Origin of the sequence: Streptomyces ardesiacus, from assembly GCF_003112575.1 — a bacterium.
GTDB lineage: Bacteria > Actinomycetota > Actinomycetes > Streptomycetales > Streptomycetaceae > Streptomyces > Streptomyces ardesiacus.
On sequence record NZ_BEWC01000003.1, the window covers coordinates 110,384 to 136,312 of the forward strand.

Sequence of the window (25,929 nt, forward strand, 5' to 3'; positions counted from 1 at the left end):
GTCAGCTCACTCCCCTACCGACGCCGACGCGGGCACCGCACGCGCGAACCCGCCGTCCACCATCAGGTTCGCCACCGTCTCCAACTCCGGCGGGGAGCCCGCCAGACGCGACAGGAACGCGTCGAAATCCTCACCGCACGGCAGCAGCAGCCGCTCCACACGCTCCGCCGGCGGCCACGCGGGATCCACGTCCCGCACGTCGTCGTACGCGCAGAACCACACCGAACCGATCCGCTCGCCCTTCACCTTCACCGCGAGGAGACCGCCCTGGACGAACGCGACACCCAGGTAGTCCTTCGTCAGGTGGTCCCGCAGGCACTTGTTGACGTAGACCAGGTCGTTGACCGCCGCCTCCTCACGCACCGTGAAGAACGGCTGGTCCACCAGCAGCCCCAGTTCCGCGTCGAGCGCCGTACCCACCGGCGCGCACCCGCCCGCCGCCTTCAGGAACGACCGGTACGCACCCGGCAGCCGGTACCCGAGGTCCTCCTCGACGCCCTGCACCTGCTGCTCGGTGACGGCCACACCCGACTTCGGCAGACCGAAGTGCGCCGGACGCGTCTCCTGCAACGGCCGCGTGCCCCGCTTGCCCTGGTCCACCGCCGCCGTCGCGATCCCGCCGTGATGGCGCAACAACGCCTTCACCTCGACCGGAACCAGCTCCATCCGCCGCGAACCCGCCACGTGGTGCCACGTCCAGCCGTGCGGCGTCGCCACCGCCGGCACCGTGTCCCACAGCTCGTGCCCCGACGCCGACAGCGCCGCGTTCGCCGACACGTAGTCCGTCAGCCGCAACTCGTCGACCCCGAACCCCTCCGGCGGATCCGCGATCTCGGCGACCGCACGCGCGTACGGCGAGAAATCGGGGTAACCACCCGCGTCCACCCGTACCCCTCTCGGGTGACGGGCCGCCCGCACCGGATCCGGGAAATGCACGACCTGCCCGGCATAGGCCGCGTTCGGCGGCGCGGCTGCTTGCCCGAGCCGACCTGTCGTCATGGCGGTTGCCCCCTGCGGCGTCTGTCTGCTGCCAGATCCGTCTGATCTGCCTGCACTGTCTGGTTCTCCGCGTCCGAGCGCGGTGCCGACAGCCTATGCGGTAGCGCCGGAGGGGTCACCGGCACCGGACCCCGCACCCGCCACCCGCCCGCCCCACTTCCGTGACCAGCCGTCACCCTCCCGTGACACACCGCCCATACCCGGGCGTGTCGCCACGCCCCAGCTTCCACAGCAGCCACGCGATTTGGCACCCTGTGACCTCCGGGGGGATGCTCAGGAGGGGAAACGATCATGAGTGCGACACAGACGGGACCCGACACCGCGCGGTCCGACGACCCCCGCGGCGGCGACCCCCGCATCGGCTGGAGCAGCACCGACGCCGCCCAGGCCCCCACCCTCCGGCACCGCCGCGACGGCATACTCCCCACCGTCGCCGCCGCCCTCTCCGTACGCGGCACCACGCTCACCGGCACCGCCACCCGTGCCGACACACCGCCCGCCCTGCACCACCTCGTCCAGGACTTCCTCGACACCCTCACCAGCGGCCAACGCGACCGCTACACCGGACGCTGCGCCGAGACCATCCTCATCTCCCGGCACCTCGCCACCGCCGACGCCGCACGCAGCAAGCGCGCCGCACGCAAACCCATGACCAACGGCGAAGCCCGCAAAGCGCTCAAACACGCCAAACTCACCACCCGCCGCATCCGCGAGGACGGCGACCCCCTCCACGGCGCCTTCGCCGCGCCCTGCCGCGCCTGCACCGCCCTCACCGCCCACTTCGGCGTCCGCGTCGTCGACCCCACGGCCGACCAGGACTGACCGAACAGACCGAGCCGAACCAGCCGACGAGACGAACCAAGGGCAGATGCAAGCCGACCGCACCTCCACCACCCGCTTCCCCGTCCCCGTCGACGCCGCCCTCCGCGACGCCGGCTGGCAACCCGGACGCTGGGACATCAAGCAGGCCGAGATCTGGGCCGACACCCTGCGCGCACACACCTCACCCGCAGGACACCGCCACACCGTCTTCCCCGCCGCCGTCGAAGCCTGGGCGGAATTCGGCGGCCTGCACGTCACCCCCACCGGACCCGGCCGCCAGATCGCCCCCGCCGCCCTCCACCTCGACCCCCTGCACGGCCTCCACATGGCCCGCACCCTCGGCGACCTCGGCCGCGCCCTGGACACCCAGACCTGCCCCCTCGGCACCGAGACCGACAGCCACGCCCTCCTCGCGATCGACACCGAAGGCCGCGTCTACGCCCTCGACCACTCCGGCGACTGGTACCTCGGCCCCACCATCGACGCCGCCCTCGCCACCCTGGTCGCCGGCACCCAGCCCACCCGCCTCACCACGGGCTGAGACCGCTCGGCGCCCACGCCGCCGGACCTACGACGCCGGAATCACCGCCGACACCCGGAAACCCCCCGCATCGGTCGGCCCCGACACGAAGACACCCCCCAGAGCGGCCACCCGCTCCTTCATCCCCACCAGACCGTTGCCCCCGGACGGCAGCCGCGCCGACGCCTCCCCCGACGGCTCCGGCGGCGGCTCGTTCTCCACCTGCATCGCGATCTCCGAGACCCGGTGCGCCAGCCGCACATACGTCTTCGCGCCCGCCGCGTGCTTGTGCACGTTCGTCAACGCCTCCTGCACCACCCGGAACGCGGTGGACTCCACCTCCGCCGCGTACGGCCGCGTCTCCCCCTCCACCGACAGGTCTACGACCATCCCGGCCGCCTGCGACTGCCCGATCAGCTCGTCCAGCTCCGACAGACACGGCCCGTCCGACGACGCCTCCCCGCCCTCCGCCGCCCGCGAAGCCGCCACCGCGGCGGCCACGCCCACCGCCGCCAACGGCACCGACGCCCGCTCCGCACGCGCACCGCCCCCACCGCTGCGCAGCACCCCGAGCATCTCCCGCAGCTCCGTCAGCGCCTGCCGCCCCATGTCCCCCACCAGTGCCGCGTTCTTCACCGCCTTCTCCGGGTCCTTCCGCGCCACCGCCTGGAGCGCGGCGGCATGCACCACCATCAGACTCACCCGGTGCGCGACCACGTCGTGCATCTCCCGCGCGATGCGCGTCCGCTCCTCGCCGCGCGCCCACTCCGCGCGCTCCTCCGCCCGCTCGGCGAGCAGTTGCAGCTCCCGCTCCAGGCTGTCCGCCCGCTCCCGCAGGCTCTCCATCAGCCGGCGCCGCTGCCCCACGTAGAGGCCGAGCAGCAGGGGCGGCGCGGTCATGCCCAGGGACGTCCCGATCGACGCGAAGGGAAAGAACCAGTCCCCCACGTCCACGCCGTCCCGGCCCATGTCCTGCCGCAGCCGCACGAACGTCACGATCAACGTCCCCAGGAACGTCATCCCCGCCAGGGCCCCGATGATCCGCCGCGGCAGCTCCGACGCCGCCAGTGTGTACAGGCCGACGACACCCAGCAGGAAGCCCATCTCGGCCGGCGTGATGGCCAGCGCCACCAGCACCACCGCGATCGGCCACTTCCGCCGCACCACCAGCACCGAACCGGCCAGCAGTCCGAACAGGACCCCCGTCCCCACCGGGATCCCGGCGTCCCGCGCGAACGGAACCCCCTCCGCCGCACACTCCAGCGCGGACACGGCCCCGAGGCTCACGTCGAGCACCGCACCGCGCCGCCTGTCCCACCACGCGGGCCCGCCCCGGGCCGGCACGTGGTCTTCCCCCGTCGTGGTCATGCCTCCAGCCTACGGGCGCCGACCGCCCCTTTTCCGGTGACTTTCGACAAACGATAGGACGCGATATCCCTCGAACTGGAGAACCCCCACCGTTCACCTCCGGAGGCGATGATTCCGGCCGGACGGTACGCCCATGGCACGTTCACAGAACAAGTACGCGGACTTCGCAGGGCTGCGGGAGCGGGCGGGGGCGCTGCGGCGGGCCGGCTACAGCCTTCGGCGGATCCGCGACGAGCTGAAGGTCTTCAACAACGACATCCTCAACCGGCTCGTGAAGGGCGAGCCGCCTCCCGAGTGGACGAAGCGGCCGCGCGCCAAGGACGACCTGCGTGCGAAGGCCAGGGAGCTACGCCTCCAACGCAGGAACACGGGCGACGACTGCCGCGGTTGTCTCGTGCTCACCGTGCGCCGGAGTGCTGAGTTGTACCGCCGGACCGAAGGCTGGTGGACGGGAATCGTCGCTGACGCCGTCACACGACTCCGGTAAGGTCTGACGCACGTTCCCCCGTGGTGTAACCGGCAGCACACTAGATTTTGGATCTAGCAGGACAAGGTTCGAATCCTTGCGGGGGAGCCACTGCGCGTGACCTCTTCGCGGGCCCTGACTCCACCGTCGGGGCCCGCACTCATGTCCCCCGCAAACCGCCCCGGTATCCTGCGGATGTCCCCACCTCCTCAACAGCCGAAGGGCATCCCGTGAGCGCCATTCGCCCGGCAGCCGTCGTCGTTCTCGCAGCGGGTGAGGGCACCCGTATGAAGTCGGCCACACCCAAGGTCCTGCACGAGCTGTGCGGCCGGTCCCTCGTCGGGCACGTGCTCGCCGCCGCCGGTGAGCTGGACCCCGAGCACCTGGTCGCCGTCGTCGGGCACGCCCGCGAGAAGGTCACCGCGCACCTCGCCGAGGTCGCCCCCGGCGTCCGCACCGCCGTCCAGGAGCAGCAGAACGGCACCGGGCACGCCGTGCGGATGGGTCTGGAGGCGCTGGGCGGTGCCGTGGACGGGACCGTGGTGGTGGTCTGCGGGGACACTCCCCTCCTCACCGGCGAGACGCTCAAGGCCCTCGCCGCCACCCACACCGCCGACGGGAACGCCGTCACCGTGCTGACGGCCGAGGTGCCGGACGCGACCGGGTACGGCCGGATCGTGCGGGACGGGGCCTCGGGCGCCGTCACGGCGATCGTGGAGCACAAGGACGCCTCGGAGTCGCAGCGGGCGATCCGGGAGATCAACTCGGGTGTCTTCGCCTTCGACGGCCAGTTGCTCGCGGACGCGCTGGGCAAGGTGCGCACGGACAACAGCCAGGGCGAGGAGTACCTGACGGACGTGCTCGGGATCCTGCGCGAGGCGGGGCACCGGGTGGGTGCGTCGGTGGCCGGCGACCACCGCGAGATCGCGGGGATCAACAACCGGGTGCAGCTCGCCGAGGCGCGCCGGATCCTCAACGACCGGCTGCTGACCGGGGCGATGCTGGCCGGCGTGACGGTGGTGGACCCGGCGACGACGTGGGTGGACGTGACGGTGACGTTCGAGCAGGACGTGGTCGTCCACCCGGGCACGCAGTTGCACGGGGCGACGCATCTGGCGCAGGGCTGCGAGGTGGGCCCCAACACCCGTCTGACGGACACCCGCGTCGAGGCGGGGGCGCGGGTGGACAACACGGTCGCCAACGGCGCCCACGTCGGTCCGCAGGCATCCGTGGGTCCGTACGCGTATCTGCGGCCCGGGACCCGGCTGGGTCTCAAGTCGAAGATCGGTACGTTCGTCGAGGCGAAGAACGCCTCGATCGGCGAGGGGACGAAGGTCCCGCACCTGTCGTACATGGGTGACGCGACGATCGGCGAGTTCACGAACATCGGTGCCGCGAGCGTGTTCGTGAACTACGACGGGCAGGACAAGCACCACACGACGATCGGCTCGCACTGCCGTACCGGTTCGGACAACATGTTTGTGGCTCCTGTCACGGTCGGGGACGGTGCCTACACCGCCGCCGGCTCGGTGATCACGAAGGACGTGCCGCCCGGTTCGCTGGCCGTGGCCCGTGGCCAGCAGCGGAATATCGAGGGTTGGGTGGCCCGCAAGCGTCCGGGGAGCGCGGCGGCGAAGGCGGCCGAGGCGGCGTCCCGCGAGGCTGACGGCGAAGACTGACCGGAAACCGGCGCGTCGGACACGGCGTACCGTGATAAGTGCACATCCGCACCCCACAAGCTGAGACGCCCCCGCGGTCAGTCGGGTGAGCGCCCATGTCGCTCAGCTGCGAACCTCTGAGGAGAAAGTGCTGTGACCGGGATCAAGACGACCGGCGAGAAGAAGATGATGCTCTTCTCCGGCCGCGCACACCCCGAGCTTGCCGAGGAGGTCGCCCAGCAGTTGGGTGTCGGGGTCGTCCCGACGAAGGCCTTCGATTTCGCCAACGGCGAGATCTACGTGCGGTATCAGGAGTCTGCACGTGGTGCGGACTGTTTCCTGATCCAGAGCCACACGGCTCCGATCAACAAGTGGATCATGGAGCAGCTCATCATGATCGACGCGTTGAAGCGCGCGTCGGCCCGCTCCATCACCGTGATCGTGCCGTTCTACGGTTACGCGCGGCAGGACAAGAAGCACCGCGGCCGTGAACCGATCTCGGCGCGTCTGGTCGCGGACCTGATGAAGACGGCGGGTGCGGACCGGATTCTGACGGTGGATCTGCACACGGACCAGATCCAGGGCTTCTTCGACGGCCCGGTGGACCACCTGTTCGCGCTGCCGCTGCTGGCGGACTACGTGGGCGCGAAGGTGGACCGTTCGAAGCTGACGGTGGTCTCGCCGGACGCCGGCCGGGTGCGGGTGGCCGACCGTTGGTGCGACCGTCTGGGCGCGCCGCTGGCGATCGTGCACAAGCGGCGGGACAAGGACGTGGCGAACCAGGTCACGGTGCACGAGGTCGTGGGTCATGTGAAGGGGCGTATCTGCGTCCTGGTGGACGACATGATCGACACGGGTGGCACGATCTGTGCGGCGGCGGACGCGCTGTTCGCCCACGGTGCGGAGGACGTCATCGTGACGGCGACGCACGGTGTGCTGTCGGGTCCGGCGGCGGACCGGCTGAAGAACTCGAAGGTGAGCGAGTTCGTGTTCACGAACACGCTGCCGACGCCGAGCGAGCTGGAGCTGGACAAGATCACGGTGCTGTCGATCGCGCCGACGATCGCGCGTGCGGTGCGCGAGGTGTTCGAGGACGGTTCGGTGACGAGCCTGTTCGACGAGCAGTGAGCTTGTGCAGTAACCGTTCTGCAGGCTGCGACCTCGCCTGTTGATCGTTTTGGGTACGGCCTTCCTGTCCGAGTAGACTGCTGGAGTTGCTCGGCGAGGGAGGCCGTACTCGTGTTCGCGGGTGTGGGTCTCCGTTATCGACGCGCTCTTCGTAGCAGGCCGTTCGTGGCCGGGTGACCACGTCCGTTCCTGTTTTCCACGAGGAGTGTTCATGCCCGAGGTGAAGATCGCCGTCGAGACGCGCACCGAGTTCGGCAAGGGTGCCGCGCGTCGTATCCGCCGTGACAACAAGGTCCCCGGTGTGGTGTACGAGCACGGCCTGGAGCCGCTGCACGTGACGCTGCCGGGTCACGACCTGCTGATGGCGCTGCGTACGCCGAACGTCCTGATCAACCTGCTCATCGACGGCAAGAGCAACCAGCTGGTGATCCCGAAGTCGGTGCAGCGCGACCCGATCAAGGGCTTCCTGGAGCACGTGGACCTGCTGATGGTCAAGAGCGGCGAGACCGTGACCGTCGACATCCCGGTGCAGGCCGAGGGCGAGCTGGCCCCGGGCGGCTACCTGCTGGAGTACGTCCTGGACGCGCTGCCGGTCGAGGCCGAGGCCACGCACATCCCGCAGCAGGTCACCGTGTCGGTGGCGGGCCTGGAGGCGCCGGCCTCGGTCCTCGCCAAGGACATCGAGCTGCCGTCCGGCGTGAAGCTGGCCGTCGAGCCGGAGACCGTGGTGCTGCAGGTCCTGTCGGCGCAGGCCGAGGAGGCCCCGGCCGAGGGTGCGGGCGACGAGGCCGCCGAGGCCTGATCCTCCCCCGAGGTCATCGTGGTCGGCCGCTGTTCCCGTGCGGGGCAGCGGCCGACGCGTATGTGTGGAGGGGCGGGCACGGGTTCGAGGGACGCGAAGGAGACAGGGACGTGACGACGGACGCGGGTGCGCCGTGGCTGGTGGCCGGCCTCGGCAATCCGGGCGGTGAGTACGCCGCGAACCGGCACAACGTCGGTTTCATGGTGGCGGATCTGCTGGCGGAGCGGATCGGGGCGCGGTTCAAGCGGCACGGCAAGGCGCAGGCGCAGGTGGTGGAGGGGCGGATCGGTCCCCCCGGCCCCGCGAACCGGCGGGTGATCCTGGCGAAGCCGATGTCGTTCATGAACGTGTCGGGCGGTCCGGTGACGGTGCTGCGGGACTTCTACAAGGTCCCGGTGGGCAACGTCGTGGCGGTGCACGACGAGTTGGACATCGACTACGGCGTCCTGCGGCTGAAGCTGGGCGGCGGGGACAACGGGCACAACGGGCTGAAGTCGATCACGAAGTCGCTCGGTCCGGACTATCACCGGGTGCGCTTCGGGATCGGGCGGCCGCCGGGGCGGATGCCGGTGGCGGACTTCGTGCTGCGGGACTTCTCGTCGGCGGAGCGCAAGGAGCTGGGCTACTTCGTGGACCGGGCGGCCGACGCGGTGGAGGCGCTGGTGATCGAGGGGCTGGAGCGGGCGCAGAGCGCGTACAACTCCTGACTTGTCCCCCGATGGTGCGCGGGTGAGTTGACCGGGCGTGCGGACATGGCCAATGATCCCCGCCATGCCTGCCTCCGCCGCCGCCGCTCGGGCCCGTCAGGCCCCGTCGTCGTCCTCCGCGTCGCCCGCGTCCGCTGTGTCTTCCACGTCCGCCGCCTCCTCCGCCCTGCTGACGTTCGGCCGGGTCGCGGCGATGGGGACGGTGACGGCGCTGATCCTGATCGCGGGGGTCTGGGCGTCCTGGGGCACGGCGCAGCACGTGCTGCTGACCAAGGGGCGGGAGCAGGGCACGATCGAGGTGACGCGGTGCGGCGGTGGGACGTGCAGCGGGCCGTACACGCCGGTGTCGGCGGGGTCGCAGGCGCGGGAGCGGGTCGTCGTCGAGGACTCGGTCGCGGTGGCGGAGGGGCGGACGTACAGCGTGGTGCTGAAGCCCGGCGGTGACGGCGCGGTGCGGTCGGGTCCGGCCGGGATCCTGTACGCCTGGGTGCCGTTGGGCGGGGCGCTGTTGCTGGCGTCGGTGATCGTGGCGGGCGGGTTGCGGCGGACTCGGGCGGCGTGGGGGATGGCGGCGGCGGGTCTCGCGCTGCTGACGGCGGCGTTCTTCGCGGTGTGAGGTTGCGGCGTACGACGTGAGGTGCCCCGGGCTCGGTGAGCTCGGGGCACCGGTGTGTCACGTGCGGGGCGCCGGGGTGGGCGCGGGTGGGCCGCGGTCAGCCCGTGTTGCGCAGGCCCGCGGCTACGCCGTTGACCGTGAGGAGGAGGGCGCGGGCGAGGAGGGGGTCGGGGGTTTCGCCCGCGGCGGCGGCCTCGCGCTGGCGGCCCAGGAGGGCGACCTGGAGGTAGGAGATGGGGTCGAGGTAGGCGTCGCGGATGGTGAAGGTCTGCTTGAGGACCGGGTCGGCGTCGAGGAGTTCCTTCTCGCCGGTGACGCGCAGGACCTCGCGGACCGTCAGCTCGTGCTCGGCCTTGATGGCGTCGAAGACGTGCTTGAGCTCGTCCGGGACGAGGGTGTCGACGTAGTGCTGGGCGATGCGCAGGTCGGTCTTGGCGAGGGTCATCTCGACGTTGGAGATGAAGTTCCGGAAGAAGTGCCACTGCTGGTGCATCTCGTCCAGCACCGTGTCCAGACCGGCCTCGCGCAGGGCCTTGAGGCCGGAGCCGACGCCGTACCAGCCGGGGACGATCTGCCGGGACTGGGTCCAGCCGAACACCCACGGGATGGCGCGCAGTCCGTCGAGGGAGACGCCGGAGCCGGGGCGGCGGGAGGGCCGCGAGCCCAGGTGCAGGTCGGCGAGCTGGTCGACCGGCGTGGAGGCCAGGAAGTAGGTCGGCAGGTCGGGGTCCTCGACGAGCTTGCGGTAGGCCGTGTGGGCGGCGTCGGAGACGACGTCCATGGCGGCGTCCCAGCGGGCGAGGGCCTCGTCGGACTGGCGGGGTGCGGTGTGCAGGGCGGAGGCCTGGAGGGTGGCCGCGACGGTCAGCTCCAGGTTCTCCCGGGCGAGCGCCGGGATGAGGTACTTGTCGGAGATGACCTCGCCCTGTTCGGTGACCTTGATCTCGCCCTCCAGGGTGCCCCAGGGCTGGGCGAGGATCGCGTCGTGGGTGGGGCCGCCGCCGCGGCCGACGGTGCCGCCGCGGCCGTGGAAGAGGCGCAGCCGCACCCCGTAGCGGTGGGCGACGTCGCGCAGGCGGCGCTGGGCGCGGTGGATCTCCCACTGGCTGGTGGTGATGCCGCCGAACTTGGAGGAGTCGGAGTAGCCGAGCATGACCTCCTGGACGTCGCCGCGCAGGGCGACCAGGCGCCGGTAGGAGGGGTCGGCGAGCAGGTCCTCCAGGATGGTGTCGGCGGCCTTGAGCTCGTCGGTGGTCTCCAGCAGCGGCACGATGCCGATCCTGGCCCAGCCGGCGTGCAGGTCGATCAGCCCGGCCTCGCGGGCCAGCACGGCCGCGGCGAAGACGTCGTCGGCGCCCTGGCACATGGAGATGATGTAGGACTCGATGACCTCGGGGCCGAAGACCTCCAGCGCGCGCCGGACGGTCTGGAAGACGCCGAGGGTCTTCTCGCCGGGGGCGTCGACGGGGGCCGGGGTGGGGGCCAGCGGCCTGCGGGAGCGCAGTTCCTTGGCGAGGAGCTTGGTGCGGTACTCGCGGGGCATGTCGGCGTAGCGCCAGGACTCCTCGCCGAGCCGGTCGAAGAGCTGGCCGAGGGCGTGGTGGTGGGCGTCGGCGTGTTCGCGGACGTCCATGGTGGCGAGCTGGAGGCCGAAGGCGGCCAGGGTGCGGATGGTGCGGGCGAGGCGGCCGTCGGCGAAGAGGCCGCCGCGGTGCTCGCGCAGGGAGGTCTGGACGATGCGCAGGTCGTCGATGAGCTGGGCGGTGCCGAGGTAGTCGCGGCCCTCTTCGTGGGGGGTGCCCTTGGCGAGGCGCTGCTTGGTGTTCTCCAGCTTCTGCCGGATGCAGGTGGCCTTGAGCCGGTACGGCTCCTCGGCGTTGAGGCGCTTGTAGCGGGGGCTGATCTCGGGCAGCCGCTCCAGGTCGGTCTGGAGGGAGGCCAGCAGTTCGTCCGTGGCGCCCGCGTAGCGGATGGAGTTGGAGAGGAAGCCGCGCAGCTCGTCGATCATCTCCAGGGCGTCGTTGATGCCGTGTTCGTGCTGGAGGATGAGGATGTCCCAGGTCACGTCGGGGGTGACGTTGGGGTTGCCGTCGCGGTCGCCGCCGATCCAGGTGCCGAAGGTGAGGGGGCGGGTGTCGTCCGGGAGCTTGACGCCGGCGCGCTCCAGCTCGGCGGTGAGGTCCTCCAGGACGTCGCCGACGGCACCGGCGTGGAGTTCGTCGAGGTAGTAGATGGCGTTGCGGGCCTCGTCGGCGGGCTCGGGCCGTACGACGCGCAGTTCGTCGGTCTGCCACACCAGGTCGATGTTCTCGGCGAGGCGGGTGTCCAGGCGGCGGCGGTCGGACTCGTTGACCGGGGTGTCCAGGAGGGCGGCGATGCGGCGCAGCTTGTTGAGGACGGAGCGGCGGGCGGCCTCGGTGGGGTGCGCGGTGAAGACGGGGCGCACGTTGAGGTTGCGGACCGTTTCGCGCAGGTGCTCGGGGTCGGCGTCCTTGAGCCGGTCGGCCGTGCGGGCGAGCAGTCCGCCCTCGGCGGCGCGCTTGGCGCCGAGTTCGCGGCCGCGGTGGACCTGTTCGGTGACGTTGGCGAGGTGGAAGTAGGTGGAGAAGGCGCGCACGAGCTTGGCGGCGGTCTCCAGTTCGGTGCCGCGCAGCAGTTCGGCGGCGGCCTCGCCGTCCTCGCGGGTGAGTCGGCGTACCTTCTCGACGAGTTCCAGCAGCTCGGGGCCCTCCTGGCGGACGAGGGTCTCCCCGAGGAGATCACCCAGCCGGCGGATGTCGGCGCGCAGCTCGCTGCTGGTCGTCGTGGTGGTCTGGTCGTCGGCACTGCTCACAGGTGCGGCTCCTTGCAGTGTTGAAGCTCGTCTGGGAGGGAACCCGGACGGCCGTCTCGCGCGGCGGGGCGCCGCTTACCGGTCCGGACGTCCGGGAAGTAATCAGAGCGGACCGCGCTGTCCGACCGACTCCCAGGATAGGTGTCGGCCGGGACGCGCAGGCTCTGGGGCTCTTGCCGTGCGGCCACGCACTGCCATACTTACGTCGCCGTAGGTTACGGAACCGTAGGAAAACCGCGCGGGTTTCCGGAGCCCGGCACCGGACCCACCCTCGACCCCACAGGGGACGCGCATGACCACGAGTTCCGATGTGATTCCAGACGCTCCGCAGCCGGCCGGCTCCGCCGCGGCGTCCTCCGCCACGCTGGGCGGTGAACAGAAGCGTTCGATCGAGCAGATCACGCTGCTGCTGTTCATCGCCGTTCCGTTCCTCGCGCTGGTGGCGGCGGTGCCACTGGCGTGGGGGTGGGGCGTGAGCTGGCTGGACCTGGGGCTGCTGGTCTTCTTCTACTTCCTGGGCTGCCACGGCATCACGATCGGCTTCCACCGCCACTTCACCCATGGTTCCTTCAAGGCGAAGCGGCCGTTGAAGATCGCGCTGGCGATCGCCGGGTCGATGGCGGTCGAGGGGCCGCTGGTGCGCTGGGTGGCCGACCACCGCAAGCACCACAAGTTCTCGGACGCCGAGGGCGATCCGCACTCGCCGTGGCGGTACGGCGAGACGGTGCCCGCGCTGCTCAAGGGCCTGTGGTGGGCCCACATCGCATGGATGTTCGACGAGGAGCAGACGCCGCAGGACAAGTACGCCCCGGACCTGATCAAGGACCCGGCGCTGCGGGCGGTCTCCCGCCAGTTCGTGCTGTGGACGGTGGTGTCCCTGGCGCTGCCGGCGCTGATCGGCGGGCTGGTCACGATGTCCTGGTGGGGGGCGTTCACCGGGTTCTTCTGGGGTTCACTCGTCCGGGTGGCGTTGCTGCACCATGTGACGTGGTCGATCAACTCGATCTGCCACGCGGTGGGCAAGCGCCCGTTCAAGTCCCGGGACCGTTCGGGCAACGTGTGGTGGCTGGCGGTCCTGTCCTGCGGCGAGTCGTGGCACAACCTGCACCACGCGGACCCGACGTCGGCGCGGCACGGGGTGATGCGCGGGCAGGTGGACTCCTCCGCGCGGCTGATCCGCTGGTTCGAGCGGCTGGGATGGGCGTACGACGTGCGCTGGCCGTCACGTTCGCGCATCGATTCGCGCCGCACCACGGAGCAGGACGACGCCCGCCGCCGGAAGGAGACGGCGAAGGCGGCATGATTGACGCCGTGGCGACCTCCAGCAGCACCCCAAGCAACGAGAAGCCGCGGCGCGCACGTCGCACCCGGATGACCGGCGCCGAGCGCCGCCAGCAGTTGCTGGAGATCGGCCGCACCCTCTTCGCGGAGAAGGGCTTCGAGGGCACGTCCGTGGAGGAGATCGCGGCGAAGGCCGGGGTCTCCAAGCCGGTGGTCTACGAGCACTTCGGCGGCAAGGAGGGCCTGTACGCGGTGGTCGTGGACCGCGAGATGCGGCGGCTGCTCGAGATGGTGACCGGTTCCCTGACCGCGGGGCACCCGCGGGAGCTGTGCGAGCAGGCGGCCTTCGCGCTCCTGGACTACATCGAGGAGTACACGGACGGGTTCCGCATCCTGGTCCGCGACTCCCCCATCCCGCAGTCGACGGGCTCCTTCGCCTCTCTCATCTCGGACATCGCCACCCAGGTGGAGGACATCCTCGGCCGCGAGTTCAAGAGCCGCGGCTTCGACGCCAAGCTGGCCCCGCTGTACGCGCAGGCGCTGGTCGGCATGGTGGCGCTGACCGGCCAGTGGTGGCTGGACGTGCGGCGTCCGAAGAAGGCGGAGGTGGCGGCGCACCTGGTGAACCTGGCCTGGCACGGCCTGGACGGCCTGGAGCCGAAGCCGCGGCTGATCGGGCACCGCAAGAGCTAGACGCCGGGGGGCGAGGACATGCAGCCGCTGCGCGGAGTCACCGTCGTCTCGCTGGAGCAGGCGATCGCCGCTCCGTACGCGAGCCGTCAGCTCGCCGATCTGGGCGCGCGGGTGATCAAGGTGGAGCGCCCGGGGACGGGGGACTTCGCCCGGGCGTACGACACCCGGGTGCGGGGGCTGAGTTCGCACTTCGTGTGGGTCAACCGCAACAAGGAGTCCCTCACCCTGGACTTCAAGGATCCGCGGGGCCTGGAGCTGCTGCGCCGGCTGATCGGGCGGGCCGACGTCTTCCTGCAGAACCTGGCGCCGGGCGCGGCGGCCCGGGCCGGTCTGGGCGCCGGGGAGCTGCGGGCGGCCCATCCGGGGCTGATCGTCTGCGACATCTCGGGCTACGGCACGCCGGGCCCCTACGCCAGCCGCAAGGCGTACGACCTGCTGGTGCAGTCCGAGTCGGGGCTGCTGTCGGTCACGGGCACGCCGCGGGAGGTGGCGAAGGCGGGCATCCCGGTGGCGGACATCGCCGCCGGGATGTACGCGTACAGCTCGGTCCTCGCCGCGCTGCTCGAACGGGGCCGGACGGGGCACGGCGCGCACCTGGACGTGTCGATGCTGGAGGCGACGGTGGAGTGGCTGGGTTTCCCCCTCTACTACTCCTTCGACGGTGCCGGGCCGCCGCCGCGGGCGGGCGCGGCGCACGCGACGATCTGTCCCTACGGCCCGTTCACGGCGGGCGACGGGACGGTCGTGATGACGGCGGTGCAGAACGAGCGCGAGTGGCGCGGGTTCTGCGCGGGTTTCCTGGGCCGCCCGGAGCTGGCCGGTCATCCGCACTACGCCACCAACGCGGACCGCGACGCGCACCGGGAGGAGCTGGACGGGCTGATCGCGGCCCGGTTCGCGGAGCTGACCGGTGCCGAGGCGATCGCGCTGCTCGACGCGGTGCCGGTCGCCAACGCCCGGGTGAACACGCTCGCCGAGGTGTGGGACCACCCTCAGCTCGCCGCGCGCGGTCGCCTGTACGAGGTGCCCACCCCGGCGGGTCCGGTCCCGGCGCTGGCCCTGCCCGGCCCGACCGGCGGGGCGCCGCGCATGGAGGCGGTCCCGGCGCTGGGCGAGCACACCCGCGCCGTGCTCGGCGGTCTCGGTCTGTCGGAGGAGGACATCGACGCGCTCGCCGCCGACGGCGTGGTGTGAGCCGGAGCCCGGAGCGGCGCGGCGGGCCGCACCTGGCCGGGGCCGGTGCTCAGCGGCCGTCTCGGCCGGGGCCGGTGCTCAGCGGCCGTCTCCCTTCCGCGCGACGGCGAAGACGCGGCGGAAGGGGAACGGGGTGCCGTGCGCCTGGGCGGGGTAGGCGGCGCGCAGGACGGCCCGGTACTCGTCGACGAAGGCGTCGCGGGCGGCCGGGTCGTCGGCGAGGGCGTCCAGTACGGGCCGCAGCCCCGTCCCCTTCACCCAGTCGAGGACGGCGTCGTCGCCGGGCAGCAGGTGGACGTACGTCGTCTCCCACACGTCGGCGGTGCAGCCGGTGGCGGTGAGGCGGGCGAGGTAGGCCTCGGGGGTGAGGACGGCGTCGTCGTGGCGCAGGACGCCGGCCAGGCGGTCCCGCCAGCGCCGGGACTCGGCGAGTTCGCGCATCAGGCGGTGGCTGGGGGCGTCGAAGTTGCCGGGCACCTGGACGGCGAGGGTGCCGCCGGGGGCGAGGCGGTCGATCCAGTCGGGGAAGCGGTCGGCGTGCCCGGGGACCCACTGGAGGGTGGCGTTGCTGACGAGGAGGTCGTACGGCTCCTCGGGGGCCCAGGTGCGGGCGTCGGCGGCGGCGAAGTCGAGGTGGCCTCCGCCGGGGGTGGGACCGGCGTACTGCCGGGCCCGTTCGAGCATCCGGGGGGAGTTGTCGTAGCCGGTGATGCGGGCGGTGGGCCAGCGGTCGGCGAGGAGGACGGTGGCGTTGCCGGGTCCGCAGCCCAGGTCGGCGATGCGGGGCGGGTCGGCGGGGAGGTCGGGGATACGGGCGAGGAGGTCGGTGAAGGGGCGGGCGCGCGGGCCGGCGTGGCGCAGGTACTGCGCGGGGTCCCAGGTGGGGGCGGTGGCGGGCATGGGGCCTCCAGGGGTGTCCGTGCGGAACGGGTACCCAGCGTCACGCCCACACTGTCTCGACGTCAAGAGAGTCGACATCAAGAGACTTCACGTCGACACAACCACTACACTGATCGTCATGGAGGACGAGGTCGATCGGCTGGTCGCAGCGTGGCGCCGGGAGCGCCCGGACCTCGACGTGGAACCGCTCGAGGTGCTGAGCCGCGTCAGCAGGCTGGCCCGGCACCTGGACCGCGCACGGCGGCTGGCCTTCTCCGAGCACCAGTTGGAGCCGTGGGAGTTCGACGTGCTGACGGCCCTGCGCCGGGCCGGCACCCCGTACCAGCTCTCTCCGGGACAGCTCCTCACCCAGACCCTGGTCACGTCGGGCACGATGACCAACCGCATCGACCGGCTGGCCAAGAAGGGCCTGGTCGAGCGCCTGCCCGACCCCAGCGACCGGCGCGGTGTCCTGGTCCGGCTCACGGACGAGGGCCGTGACCGCGCCGACCAGTCGCTGGCGGGCCTGCTGGCCCAGGAGCGCGCGATCCTCGGGGAGCTGTCCCGCGCCCAGCGCAGCGAACTGGCGGCCCTGCTACGCCAGCTGACCGCCCCGTTCGACAACATCCCCGGTTAGGTCGGCGGGCCCCACTCCGGCCCGGCGCGCCAGCGCCACGGCGGCCAGGGTGGAGTGGACCCCCAGCTTGCCCAGGACGTTCTGCATGTGGGTGCGCACCGTGTGGGGGGACAGGTACAGCCGCTCGGCGACCGCCTTGCGGCCGAGGCCGGCGACCATGCAGCGCAGCACCTCGCGCTCGCGCGGGGTCAGCGACTCCACCAGCAGCTCGCTCTCGGTGCGGTGCTTGCGGGCGGCGGTCAGCTCGCGCAGGACGCCGGTGAGCAGGGCGGGCGGCAGGTGCGTCTCGTCGCGCAGCACGCCCCGGACGACGCTGAGCAGCCGGGACAGGGAGCAGTCCTTGGCCACCCAGCCGCAGGCCCCGGCCCCGAGCGCCAGCGCGGCCCGTCTCGGGTCGTCCTTCTCGGCGAGGACGACGACCCGGACGCCCGGCTGTCCCGAGCGCACCCCGGCGACCAGGGAGATCCCGTCCACCAGCCCGTCCTCGTTGCCGTCGCGCACGGGTACGGCGGGCCGGGCGCCGGGCACGTGGCCGCCCAGGTCGGCGTCGACGAGCAGGACGTCGAACCGCCGCCCCTCGGACGCGGCGCGTTCCAGGCAGCGCAGTGCGGCCGGGCCGCTGCCGGCCGCGGAGACCTCGACGTCGGGCTCGGCGGCCAGGGCGGCGGCGAGCGACTCGGCGAAGATGCGGTGGTCGTCGACGACCAGGACTCGGATACGAACCACGAAACCCCCTCCCCCGAGCTCCACGCGGAGCAGGGGATACCCATCGTCTGTCCGTCCTCGGATGGCGCCACCGGCACGGGTACGGGACGGCGCCCGGGGCCCCGTGTCCGGACCCCGCACGCACCTGTGCCGTGTGGTAACTGCTACCCCCCGCCCGGGCGTCGTACCCGGCGGTCTCGCCCCCTGAACGGCACCGGCCCCCACCGGTGCTGCTCATCAGAGTACGGGCGGGCGCCGGGAGCGGAAGGCTCTTTGCAGAACTGACTCCCCCGCGCGTTTATGGTGTGCCGCATGTTTCGTCTTGTGACAGAAGTCGACAAGGAACGGCGTGATCTGCTGCGCACCCGCCTGCGGGAGACGAACACGGCGGCCTCCTCCGTCCTGCGTTCCCTGCGCGGAACCCCTCACGAACGCGAATTCCCGCTGCACGTCTGGGTGCTGGACGAGACCGGAGACCTGGCGGGCGGCCTGGTCGGCCACACCTGGGCGACCTGGCTCCACGTCACGTACCTGTGGGTGGACGGCCGCCACCGCGGCTCGGGTCTGGGCTCCGCCCTCCTCGACGCGGCCGAGCACACCGCCCGCACCGAACGCGGCTGCACCGCCGCCCGCGTGGAGACCTGGGACTTCCAGGCCCCCGGCTTCTACACCGGACGCGGCTACGACGTACGGTGCGTCATCCCCGACTACCCGCCCGGAATCACGGAGTACACGCTGGTGAAGCGGTGGGGGTGAGGCCGCGGGAGTGAGCTGCCGGAAGGCCCCGGGCCGCGGCGGGGGAAGCCGGGGCCCGGGGCCGGTCAGGGGGTGGCGGCTCAGTGGGCGCGGGCGGCGTGGCGGGTGACCTTGTCGATGGCCTTGACCGTGAGGTCGGGGCGGTCGGTGTGGATGTAGTGGCCGCTGCCCCCGGCCGTGGTGAGCCGGCTGTCGCGGGAGAGCTTGCGCCACTCGCGCTGGCCCTCGGCCCACATCTCTTCGAGGGCGGGGCCGTACTGGGGGACCTCGGCGTACTGCGACTCGTGCTTGAGGATCTCCACCGGGATGCGTCCGGCAGAGCGGACCGGTCCGTCGGCGATGACGAACTGCTCGGGGTTCTGGCCCTGGTTGACGGCGAGGGCGCCGTCGCGGAGCTGGGCGGCCACGCCGGTGGCGTCGGCGGGGACGGTGCGGTTCATGTCGCGGGTGAGGTGGGGGATGGTGGCGTCGAGGAGGACCAGGCCCTTGACGCGGTCGGTGTGCCCGGGGGCGTAGCGGGCGGCGATGTAGCCGCCGAGGGAGTGCCCGGCCAGGACGACGGGACGGTCTCCGGCGAGGCGGTCGAGGACCTTGGTGAGCAGGGCGCCGGTGTCGTCCGCCGTCTGCAGGGTGCCCGGCGCGGGCTTGTCGCTCCTGCCCTCGCCGAGGCGGTCGTAGGAGCAGACCCGGTGGGTCCTGCTCAGCGTCTTCTGGAGCGGGGCCATGTTGTCCAGGCCCTCGCCGCCGCCGGCCATCAGCATCACCAGCGGCTCGTGGCGGTGCGTGCTGCGGCCGGAGCAGGAGACGTTGACCGTGTGGCCGCCGACGCGGATCTTCTTCTCGCCGGTGAAGGAGGCCCCGGCCGCGTGCGCGGGGGCGGCGTCCTTGGCCTTCGCGTCGGCGCTGGCGTACTGCTCGCCCAGGACCAGGCCCGCGCCGGCCACGGTGGAGACGACGGCGATCGCGGCGGTCGCCTTGGCGAGGGTGCGGAACATGGGGGCCTCCAGCGGGCAGGGACGGGGCGGGTGTCGGGTGCTCAAGGGGCTTGCTCGGCCGGCCGGTTGTCGTTCCCGGCGACTGAGGAAGACTCTAGGAACCCGGCGGCCCCCGATCGTCACCCCGCGGTGGACACCTGCCCGTAGCTCCCCCGGGGGACAAGCCCCCGGGCCACGGCCCCGGCCCCGGTCAGAGCAGCCGCCGGGCCCCCGCCGAAGGCACCGCCTCGAACACCCGCGGCGCCTGGAGGCCCCCGGCGGCGAAGGCCTCCTCGACCGCCTTGGTGACGGCGTCCACGTCGGCGGCCTCCACCAGGACGATCGCCGAGCCGCCGAAGCCGCCGCCGGTCATCCGGGCGCCCAGGGCGCCGGAGGCGAGGGACGTGTCGACGACCAGGTCAAGCTCGGGGCAGGAGATGCGGAAGTCGTCGCGCAGCGAGGCGTGACCCTCCACGAGGACGGGGCCGATGGCCCGGGTGTCGCCGGACTCCAGCAGCGAGACCACCCGCTCGACGCGCTCGTCCTCGGTGACGACGTGCCGGACCAGGCGGCGCACCTCCTCCTCGTCGCCCAGCCGCTCCAGTGCCGCGTCCAGGCCGTCGTACGGCACGTCGCGCAGGGCGTCGACGCCCAGCAGCGCGGCGCCCTTCTCGCAGCCGGCGCGGCGCTTGCCGTACTCGCCCTCGCTGTGGGAGTGCTTGACGCGGGTGTCGACGACCAGCAGGCGCATGCCCTCGGCGGCGAGGTCGAAGGGGATCTGGCGCTGGGAGAGGTCGCGGGTGTCCAGGAAGAGGGCGTGGCCCTCCTCGCAGCAGGCGGAGGCCGTCTGGTCCATGATGCCGACGGGGGCGCCGACGTAGACGTTCTCCGCGCGCTGGCACAGCCGGGCCAGCTGCCAGCCGCGCAGGCCGAGGGAGTACAGGTCGTTCAACGCCAGTGCCACCACGACCTCCAGGGCCGCCGAGGACGAGAGCCCCGCGCCCGACGGGACCGTCGAGGCCAGGTGGACGTCGGCACCGGTCAGCTCGTGGCCCGCCTCGCGCAGCGCCCAGACGACGCCCGAGGGGTACGCCGTCCAGGACTTGTCCGAGCCGGGAGCCAGGTCGGCGACGCGCAGGTCGACGGGGTCGGCGGCGACGTCGGCCGAGTGCAGGCGCAGGATGCCGTCGTCGCGCCGGGAGACGGCCGCGACGGCCTGGTGCGGCAGGGCGAAGGGCATGACGAAGCCGTCGTTGTAGTCGGTGTGCTCGCCGATGAGGTTCACCCGGCCCGGCGCCGCCCACACCCCCTCCGGCTCCGCCCCGTACAGCTCCCGGAACCGCTCGCCGACGGTCCCCGCGACAGCCTCGCCCATGCCCTGACCCCTCGCCCTTCCGGTAACTGCGGTAAGTACTAGCCCGCGCGCCGCTGCGCGAACTCCCACGCGTCCGACACGATCCCCGCGAGGTCCGCGCGCGACGGGCTCCAGCCCAGTTTCTCGCGGGCGGTGTCCGCCGACGCCACCAGGACCGCCGGGTCGCCGCCCCGGCGCGGGGCCACGACCTCGGGGATCGGGTGGCCCGTCACCCGCCGCACCGTGTCGACGACCTCGCGGACCGAGAAGCCGTTGCCGTTGCCCAGGTTGCAGATGAGGTGCTCGCCCGGGGTGGCGGCGGCCACGGCCAGCAGATGGGCCTCGGCCAGGTCGGCTACGTGGATGTAGTCGCGCACGCAGGTGCCGTCCGGCGTCGGGTAGTCGTCGCCGAAGACGGAGACGGCCTCCCGCCGGCCCTGCGCCACCTGGAGGACCAGCGGAATCAGATGCGACTCGGGATCGTGGCGCTCGCCGTACTCCCCGTAGGCGCCCGCGACGTTGAAGTACCGCAGCGAGACCGCGCCCAGCCCGTGGGCCGCCGCCTCGCCGGTGATCATGTGGTCGACGGCGAGCTTGGAGGCGCCGTAGGGATTGGTGGGCTTCGTCGGCGCGGTCTCGACGATGGGGACCTGCTCCGGCTCGCCGTAGGTGGCGGCGGTGGAGGAGAAGACGAGCCGCCGCACGCCCGCGCCGCGCATGGCCTCCAGCAGGGCCATGGTCCCGCCGACGTTGTTGTCCCAGTACTTCTCGGGCTTCACGACCGACTCGCCGACCTGCGAGAAGGCGGCGAAGTGCAGGACGCCGTCAAACGATCCGTCCAGCCACTTGGCGGCGTCGCGGATGTCGCCCTCGACGAACGAGGCGCCCGTCGGCACGCCTTCGCGGAAGCCGGTCGACAGGTTGTCGAGCACGACGACCTCGTGCCCGGCCTCCACCAGGTGCTGGGCGACGACGCTGCCGACATATCCGGCCCCGCCCGTCACCAGGTACTTCCCGCTCATCAACTCGCTACCTCTCGCAGTCGCTCGGCCGCGCGCTCCGGCGGCACGTCGTTGATGAAGACGTTCATACCGGACTCGGAACCCGCGAGGAACTTCAGCTTGCCGGACGTACGGCGAATGGTGAAAAGCTCCAGGTGCAGCGCGAAGTCGTCCCGCGTCACACCGTCGAACTCCTCCAGGTGCCCGAAGGGGGCCTGGTGCCAGGCCGCGATGTAGGGCGTCGGAGGCTCGCCCTCGCCGAAGATCCGGTCGAAGCGCCTCAACAGTTCCAGATAGACCTGGGGGAATTCTGTGCGCGCCGCCTCGTCGAGCCCGAGCAGGTCGGGCACCCGGCGCTTGGGGTAGAGGTGCACCTCGTACGGCCAGTGCGCGGCGTACGGCACGAAGGCGGCCCAGTGCTCGCTCTCCAGGACGACCCGCTCACCGGAGAGCTCCTCGGCCAGGACGGCGTCGAACAGATTCTCCCCGCCGGTCGCGTCCTTGTGGGCGGCGAGGGAACGGAGCATCAGGGCGGTGCGGGGGGTGGTGAACGGGTAGGCGTAGATCTGCCCGTGCGGGTGACCCAGCGTCACACCGATCTCGGCGCCCCGGTTCTCGAAGCAGAACACCTGCTCGACGGAGGGGAGATGGGACAGCTCGGAGGTGCGGTCGGTCCAGGCGTCGAGCACGAGCCGGGCCTGCTCCTCGGTCAGATCGGCGAAGGAGGCGTCGTGGTCGGAGGTGAAGCACACGACCTCGCAGCGGCCGGAGTCGCCGGCCAGCGAGGGGAAACGGTTCTCGAAGACCACCACGTCGTACGACGAGTCCGGGATCTCGCTCAGCCGCTCCCCGTCCGACGGGCACAGCGGGCACTGGTCGGCCGGCGGGTGGTAGGTGCGGCCCTGGCGGTGCGAGGCGACGGCCACCGAGTCGCCGAGCAGCAGGTCGCGGCGGACCTCGGAGGTGGTGACGGTCCGCTCCAGCGGACGGCGGTCCACGGCGTCCCGGACGGTGTCGTCCCGCAGGTCGTAGTAGACCAGCTCACGGCCGTCGGCCAGCCGGGTCGAGGTCTTCTTCACTGCCGCACTCCTCTGCGCCCACCCGTCCCATCACCAAACACAATCAAACATAACACGTCACAACCCACCACACCCGCCTTCGCGCCCTCCCTTCATCACAATCAAACAAAGTTCATCACCACAACTGTTCAATTTCTGAACGCGGAGGCGTAGGTTCCGCTGCGGATCAGTTCGCGAACGAAGCGAGTGCTCAATGCAAACCCCCACAAGTCCCACATATCTGGCCGCCGAGCTTCGACTCCCCACCAACTGGCTCGACTACACGATCCTCGGGATCTACTTCCTGGTCGTGCTGGGCATCGGCTTCGCGGCCCGCCGCTCGGTCAGGACCAGCCTGGACTTCTTCCTGTCCGGCCGTTCGCTGCCCGCCTGGGTCACCGGTCTCGCCTTCGTCGCCGCCAACCTGGGCGCCACCGAGATCCTCGGCATGGCCGCCAACAGCGCCCAGTACGGCGTCTACACGACCCACTGGTACTGGATCGGCGCCATCCCGGCGATGGTCTTCCTCGGCCTGGTGATGATGCCGTTCTACTACGGCTCGAAGGTCCGCTCGGTCCCGGAGTTCCTCCTGCTCCGCTTCGACAGGGCCTCCCACCTCCTCAGTTCGGCCCTGTTCGCCGTCGCGGCCATCCTCATCGCCGGGGTGAACCTCTACGCCCTCGCGATCGTCGTCGAGGCCCTCCTCGGCTGGCCGGAGTGGGTCGCCATCGTGGTGGCCGGCTTCTTCGTGCTGGCGTACATCACCCTGGGCGGCCTGTCCTCGGCCATCTACAACGAGGTCCTCCAGTTCTTCGTGATCCTGGCCGGCCTCATCCCGATCACCGTCCTGGGCCTGAAGAAGGTCGGCGGCTGGGACGGCCTGTCGGACTCCCTCTCCCACTCCCACGGCTCCGACTTCATGACGGCCTGGGGCGGCACGGGCATCGGCAGCGACAACCCGCTGGGCGCCAACTGGCTGACCATCGTGCTCGGCCTCGGCTTCGTCCTCTCCTTCGGCTACTGGACGACGAACTTCGCCGAGGTGCAGCGCGCCCTGTCGGCGAAGAACCTCTCGGCGGCCCAGCGCACCCCGCTGATCGCGGCCTTCCCGAAGATCTTCATCGTCTTCGTCGTGATGATCCCGGGCCTGGTCGCCGCCGTCCTCGTCCCGAAGATCGGCACCCCCGGCTCGGACCTCCAGTACAACGACGCGATCCCGTACCTCATGCAGCAGTTGCTGCCCAACGGCGTCCTGGGCATCGCGGTGACCGGTCTCCTGGCCGCCTTCATGGCGGGCATGGCGGCCAACATCTCCTCCTTCAACACGGTCTTCACCACCGACATCTGGCAGAAGTACGTGGCGAAGGACCGCGAGGACGGCTACTACGTCCGCTTCGGCCGCCTGATCACGGTGATCGGCGTCCTGGCCTCCATCGGCACGGCGTTCCTGGCCTCGTCCTTCTCCAACATCATGAGCTACCTCCAGACGCTCTTCTCCTTCTTCAACGTGCCGATGTTCGTGGTCTTCATCATCGGCATGTTCTGGAAGCGGGCGTCCATGAAGTCCGGCTTCTGGGGCCTGGTCGCGGGAACCACCGCCGCGATGGTGAACTACTTCGTCATCTACAAGCAGGGCATCGTCGACATCCCCTCCGACCAGGGCGCCAACTTCGTCTCCGCGATCGCGGGCTTCGTCGCCGGTGCGGTGGTCATGGTCGCGGTGTCCCTGTTCACCCGGCCGAAGCCGGTCGCCGAGCTCCAGGGCCTGGTCTACGGCACCACGTCCCCCGGCATGGCGGAGCCGCCGGCCAAGGGCGACGACGCGTGGTACCGCCGGCCGGCGCTGCTGGGCTGGGGGGCGGTCGTCCTGGCCGCCGCCTGCTACATCCCGTTCTCGTTCTGATCGCGGGAGGATTGAGAGAGCATGTCTGATTCCTACTCCGACAAGAACCTCCAGGACGAGGTCTCCGAGCTGGAGACCAAGTCCGTCACCGCCGCGCGGCTGTTCGACATCCGGCGGATCATCGGCGGGCTGTTCGTGATCTACGGCGTCATCGTGACGATCGCGGGCTTCGCGGCGTCGGACGCCGAGATCGACAAGGCGCAGGGGGTGAACATCAATCTGTGGACCGGGGTGGGGATGCTGGTCCTGGGTCTCTTCTTCCTGGCCTGGCTGAAGCTGCGGCCCACGGCACCGCCGGCGCCGCCGCTGGAGGAGCCCGGCGAGGAGTGACGGCGGCGGGGGGCGTGACCCGGCGTTGACCGGTGCCGCGGGTGTGTGCGGGCGGGGGGAGCGCGGCCCGGCGCCAGCGGGGTGCCGCTGCGCCCACCCGTGCCGCCTGGGGGTACCTCCCAGGCCGTTCAGGCACTGGGGGAGGCACGACTAGCTGAGGGGCGTGGCGACTGCCCGCAGCTGCGGGGGCGACGCGGCGGGGCAGCCGCGTACGGCGAGAAGGGGACGTGTCGGGGGGTGTCCGCCCGCAGCGGTTGGCGCGTCAACGCCGCAAAGATCTGTGGCCGACCGATTCCGCGCCGTTCCGAGGACGGACACCCCCCGGCGCGGCCCCGACCCCCAACGCACCCCACCGCGAGAACGCGCACCCCCACCCACCCCGCACAGGCGCCGCAGGCAAACGCTCAACCGCCGGAGGCCCCCGCCCGGTCCAGCAACCCCGTCCGGGCGGCCAGCGCCGCCGCCTCCAGGCGGGAGCCGACGCCCAGCTTCATCAGGACCCGCTGGACGTGCGTACGGGCCGTGGACGGCGCGATGCCCATCCCGGCCGCGATCAGCCGCGTGTCCTCGCCGTCCGCGACCCGCACCAGCACCTCCACCTCCCGCGGGGTCAGCATCTGCAGCAGCCGCTGACCCTCGTCGTCGGGCTGGGCCGCCGGGTTCAGCAGCTCACCGAAGGCCCCCTGCAGCAACGCCGGCGCCACCGCCGCCTCCCCGGCCCGCGCCTTCATGATCGCCCGCTCGACCCCCTCTATGCGCTCGTCGTGCCGCACGTACCCCGACGCCCCCGCCGCGAACGCCGCCGCGATGCCGCGCGGGCTGGGCACCGGGCCCAGCACCAGCACCGCCACCTGCGGACGCTCCCGCTTGACCCGCACCACCGGGTCGAAGATCCCCGGCTCGGCCGGCGCCGCCGTCCCCAGCAGGCACACCTCCGGCGCCCTGCTGATCACCAGCTCCGCCGCCCCCGCGGCCGGCGCCGCCGCGGCCAGCACCCGGTGCCCCCGCAGCTTCAGCGCCGAGGCGAGCGCCTCGGCGTGCAATCGGTGATCGTCGACCACCATGAGCCGTACTCCCATGGAGCAACCCCCCAGTCACCCTGTCCCACCCCGGCGTCCCCCCGGCATGTCCCCGGAAGCTACACGCTGGACCGCCCGCGCGCTGCCCCTACCGGCGAGAACCGCCCCGAAGCGCCGAAATCCCCCACCGCCCCTCCGCCCCTCCCCCACCCCAACGCAGCCGGCC

At 71.7% G+C, this 25,929-nt stretch carries 24 protein-coding genes, 1 tRNA gene and 1 pseudogene; 16 read left to right on the forward strand and 10 right to left on the reverse strand.

All coding sequences use genetic code 11. The features are described from left to right. Positions 1–6 precede the first annotated feature (6 nt). Positions 7–999 (reverse strand): SMI1/KNR4 family protein, encoded by a 993-nt coding sequence (locus Sdi02f_RS13380; protein ID WP_063839802.1) that lies wholly within the window; start codon positions 997–999, stop codon positions 7–9. A 291-nt stretch (positions 1,000–1,290) separates the two neighbouring features. Here Sdi02f_RS13380 and Sdi02f_RS13385 point away from each other — a divergent pair, with 291 nt between their 5' ends. Both Sdi02f_RS13385 and Sdi02f_RS13390 read left to right on the forward strand, forming a co-directional pair. After that, positions 1,291–1,821, forward strand: coding sequence for a YwqJ-related putative deaminase (locus tag Sdi02f_RS13385; protein WP_030404934.1), 531 nt, complete (start codon positions 1,291–1,293; stop codon positions 1,819–1,821). 46 nt (positions 1,822–1,867) lie between these two features. Then, complete coding sequence (locus tag Sdi02f_RS13390) at positions 1,868–2,362, forward strand: SUKH-3 domain-containing protein (protein ID WP_030404933.1); 495 nt, start codon at positions 1,868–1,870, stop codon at positions 2,360–2,362. A 27-nt stretch (positions 2,363–2,389) separates the two neighbouring features. On the opposite strand, the gene Sdi02f_RS13395 is transcribed toward Sdi02f_RS13390, so the two are convergent. Continuing rightward, positions 2,390–3,709 (reverse strand): sensor histidine kinase, encoded by a 1,320-nt coding sequence (locus Sdi02f_RS13395; RefSeq protein ID WP_108933312.1) that lies wholly within the window; start codon positions 3,707–3,709, stop codon positions 2,390–2,392. A 133-nt stretch (positions 3,710–3,842) separates the two neighbouring features. Between Sdi02f_RS13395 and Sdi02f_RS36385 the strand changes: the two are divergent. From Sdi02f_RS36385 to Sdi02f_RS13430, 7 genes and pseudogenes are all read left to right on the forward strand, one after another. Then, a pseudogene (locus Sdi02f_RS36385) lies at positions 3,843–4,067 on the forward strand (hypothetical protein); the annotation flags it as partial. A gap of 143 nt (positions 4,068–4,210) precedes the next feature. Further along, a tRNA-Gln gene (locus Sdi02f_RS13405) sits at positions 4,211–4,286 on the forward strand. A 119-nt stretch (positions 4,287–4,405) separates the two neighbouring features. Continuing rightward, on the forward strand, positions 4,406–5,854 hold the full coding sequence (gene glmU, locus Sdi02f_RS13410) for a bifunctional UDP-N-acetylglucosamine diphosphorylase/glucosamine-1-phosphate N-acetyltransferase GlmU (RefSeq protein WP_031087139.1): 1,449 nt from the start codon (positions 4,406–4,408) through the stop codon (positions 5,852–5,854). A 132-nt stretch (positions 5,855–5,986) separates the two neighbouring features. Continuing rightward, positions 5,987–6,961, forward strand: coding sequence for a ribose-phosphate diphosphokinase (locus Sdi02f_RS13415; protein WP_030404929.1), 975 nt, complete (start codon positions 5,987–5,989; stop codon positions 6,959–6,961). A gap of 211 nt (positions 6,962–7,172) precedes the next feature. Further along, entirely contained in the window at positions 7,173–7,763 is a 591-nt protein-coding gene (locus Sdi02f_RS13420; protein ID WP_030404928.1) for a 50S ribosomal protein L25/general stress protein Ctc, read from the forward strand. Positions 7,764–7,873: 110 nt separating this feature from the next. Then, positions 7,874–8,470 carry an aminoacyl-tRNA hydrolase gene (gene pth / locus Sdi02f_RS13425; RefSeq protein ID WP_030404927.1) on the forward strand — a complete coding sequence of 199 codons (597 nt, stop codon included), beginning with the start codon at positions 7,874–7,876 and terminating at the stop codon, positions 8,468–8,470. A 52-nt stretch (positions 8,471–8,522) separates the two neighbouring features. Continuing rightward, the gene (locus tag Sdi02f_RS13430) at positions 8,523–9,086 is read left to right on the forward strand and encodes a hypothetical protein (RefSeq protein WP_108933314.1); all 564 of its coding nucleotides are present in this window, start codon (positions 8,523–8,525) and stop codon (positions 9,084–9,086) included. Between the two features lie 97 nt (positions 9,087–9,183). On the opposite strand, the gene ppc is transcribed toward Sdi02f_RS13430, so the two are convergent. After that, the gene (gene ppc, locus Sdi02f_RS13435; RefSeq protein ID WP_055468406.1) at positions 9,184–11,919 is read right to left on the reverse strand and encodes a phosphoenolpyruvate carboxylase; all 2,736 of its coding nucleotides are present in this window, start codon (positions 11,917–11,919) and stop codon (positions 9,184–9,186) included. A 292-nt stretch (positions 11,920–12,211) separates the two neighbouring features. Here ppc and Sdi02f_RS13440 point away from each other — a divergent pair, with 292 nt between their 5' ends. From Sdi02f_RS13440 to Sdi02f_RS13450, 3 genes are read left to right on the forward strand one after another with little or no spacing between them, the layout of a single operon-like run. Then, on the forward strand, positions 12,212–13,222 hold the full coding sequence (locus Sdi02f_RS13440; protein ID WP_030404924.1) for an acyl-CoA desaturase: 1,011 nt from the start codon (positions 12,212–12,214) through the stop codon (positions 13,220–13,222). Beyond that, positions 13,219–13,893 carry a TetR/AcrR family transcriptional regulator gene (locus Sdi02f_RS13445; RefSeq protein ID WP_030404923.1) on the forward strand — a complete coding sequence of 225 codons (675 nt, stop codon included), beginning with the start codon at positions 13,219–13,221 and terminating at the stop codon, positions 13,891–13,893. Before Sdi02f_RS13440 ends, Sdi02f_RS13445 begins: the two co-directional genes overlap by 4 nt. Before the next feature lie 18 nt (positions 13,894–13,911). Beyond that, positions 13,912–15,087, forward strand: coding sequence for a CaiB/BaiF CoA transferase family protein (locus Sdi02f_RS13450; protein ID WP_108933315.1), 1,176 nt, complete (start codon positions 13,912–13,914; stop codon positions 15,085–15,087). A gap of 78 nt (positions 15,088–15,165) precedes the next feature. Here the strand turns inward: Sdi02f_RS13450 and Sdi02f_RS13455 are convergent, their stop codons facing one another. Next, positions 15,166–15,987 (reverse strand): trans-aconitate 2-methyltransferase, encoded by an 822-nt coding sequence (locus tag Sdi02f_RS13455; RefSeq protein ID WP_030404921.1) that lies wholly within the window; start codon positions 15,985–15,987, stop codon positions 15,166–15,168. A gap of 118 nt (positions 15,988–16,105) precedes the next feature. Here Sdi02f_RS13455 and tamR point away from each other — a divergent pair, with 118 nt between their 5' ends. Further along, positions 16,106–16,603: a MarR family transcriptional regulator TamR gene (tamR, locus tag Sdi02f_RS13460; protein WP_007450665.1), complete on the forward strand. Its 498-nt coding sequence runs from the start codon at positions 16,106–16,108 to the stop codon at positions 16,601–16,603. Here the strand turns inward: tamR and Sdi02f_RS13465 are convergent. Next, positions 16,562–17,329, reverse strand: a complete 768-nt coding sequence (locus Sdi02f_RS13465) for a response regulator transcription factor (protein ID WP_030404920.1) — start codon at positions 17,327–17,329, stop codon at positions 16,562–16,564. The two genes, tamR and Sdi02f_RS13465, sit on opposite strands and share 42 nt — an antisense overlap. Positions 17,330–17,608: 279 nt before the next feature. Here Sdi02f_RS13465 and Sdi02f_RS13470 point away from each other — a divergent pair, with 279 nt between their 5' ends. Further along, positions 17,609–18,064: a GNAT family N-acetyltransferase gene (locus Sdi02f_RS13470; protein ID WP_030404919.1), complete on the forward strand. Its 456-nt coding sequence runs from the start codon at positions 17,609–17,611 to the stop codon at positions 18,062–18,064. 80 nt (positions 18,065–18,144) lie between these two features. Here Sdi02f_RS13470 and Sdi02f_RS13475 read toward each other — a convergent pair whose 3' ends face one another. From Sdi02f_RS13475 to galT, 4 genes are all read right to left on the reverse strand, one after another. Beyond that, complete coding sequence (locus Sdi02f_RS13475) at positions 18,145–19,059, reverse strand: alpha/beta fold hydrolase (RefSeq protein WP_030404918.1); 915 nt, start codon at positions 19,057–19,059, stop codon at positions 18,145–18,147. Positions 19,060–19,249: 190 nt separating this feature from the next. Then, positions 19,250–20,413, reverse strand: coding sequence for a galactokinase (galK, locus tag Sdi02f_RS13480; protein ID WP_030404917.1), 1,164 nt, complete (start codon positions 20,411–20,413; stop codon positions 19,250–19,252). Between the two features lie 38 nt (positions 20,414–20,451). Beyond that, a complete protein-coding gene (gene galE / locus Sdi02f_RS13485) occupies positions 20,452–21,414 on the reverse strand; it encodes a UDP-glucose 4-epimerase GalE (RefSeq protein ID WP_030404916.1) in 963 nt (320 codons plus the stop codon). Next, positions 21,414–22,472 (reverse strand): galactose-1-phosphate uridylyltransferase, encoded by a 1,059-nt coding sequence (gene galT, locus Sdi02f_RS13490; protein ID WP_030404915.1) that lies wholly within the window; start codon positions 22,470–22,472, stop codon positions 21,414–21,416. Before galT ends, galE begins: the two co-directional genes overlap by 1 nt. 193 nt (positions 22,473–22,665) lie before the next feature. Here galT and Sdi02f_RS13495 point away from each other — a divergent pair, with 193 nt between their 5' ends. Further along, positions 22,666–24,354 (forward strand): sodium:solute symporter family protein, encoded by a 1,689-nt coding sequence (locus Sdi02f_RS13495; RefSeq protein WP_030404914.1) that lies wholly within the window; start codon positions 22,666–22,668, stop codon positions 24,352–24,354. Positions 24,355–24,375: 21 nt separating this feature from the next. Continuing rightward, the gene (locus Sdi02f_RS13500) at positions 24,376–24,684 is read left to right on the forward strand and encodes a hypothetical protein (RefSeq protein WP_030404913.1); all 309 of its coding nucleotides are present in this window, start codon (positions 24,376–24,378) and stop codon (positions 24,682–24,684) included. Positions 24,685–25,088: 404 nt separating this feature from the next. Here the strand turns inward: Sdi02f_RS13500 and Sdi02f_RS13510 are convergent, their stop codons facing one another. Beyond that, positions 25,089–25,763, reverse strand: a complete 675-nt coding sequence (locus tag Sdi02f_RS13510) for a response regulator transcription factor (RefSeq protein ID WP_030399197.1) — start codon at positions 25,761–25,763, stop codon at positions 25,089–25,091. Positions 25,764–25,929: the final 166 nt, after the last annotated feature.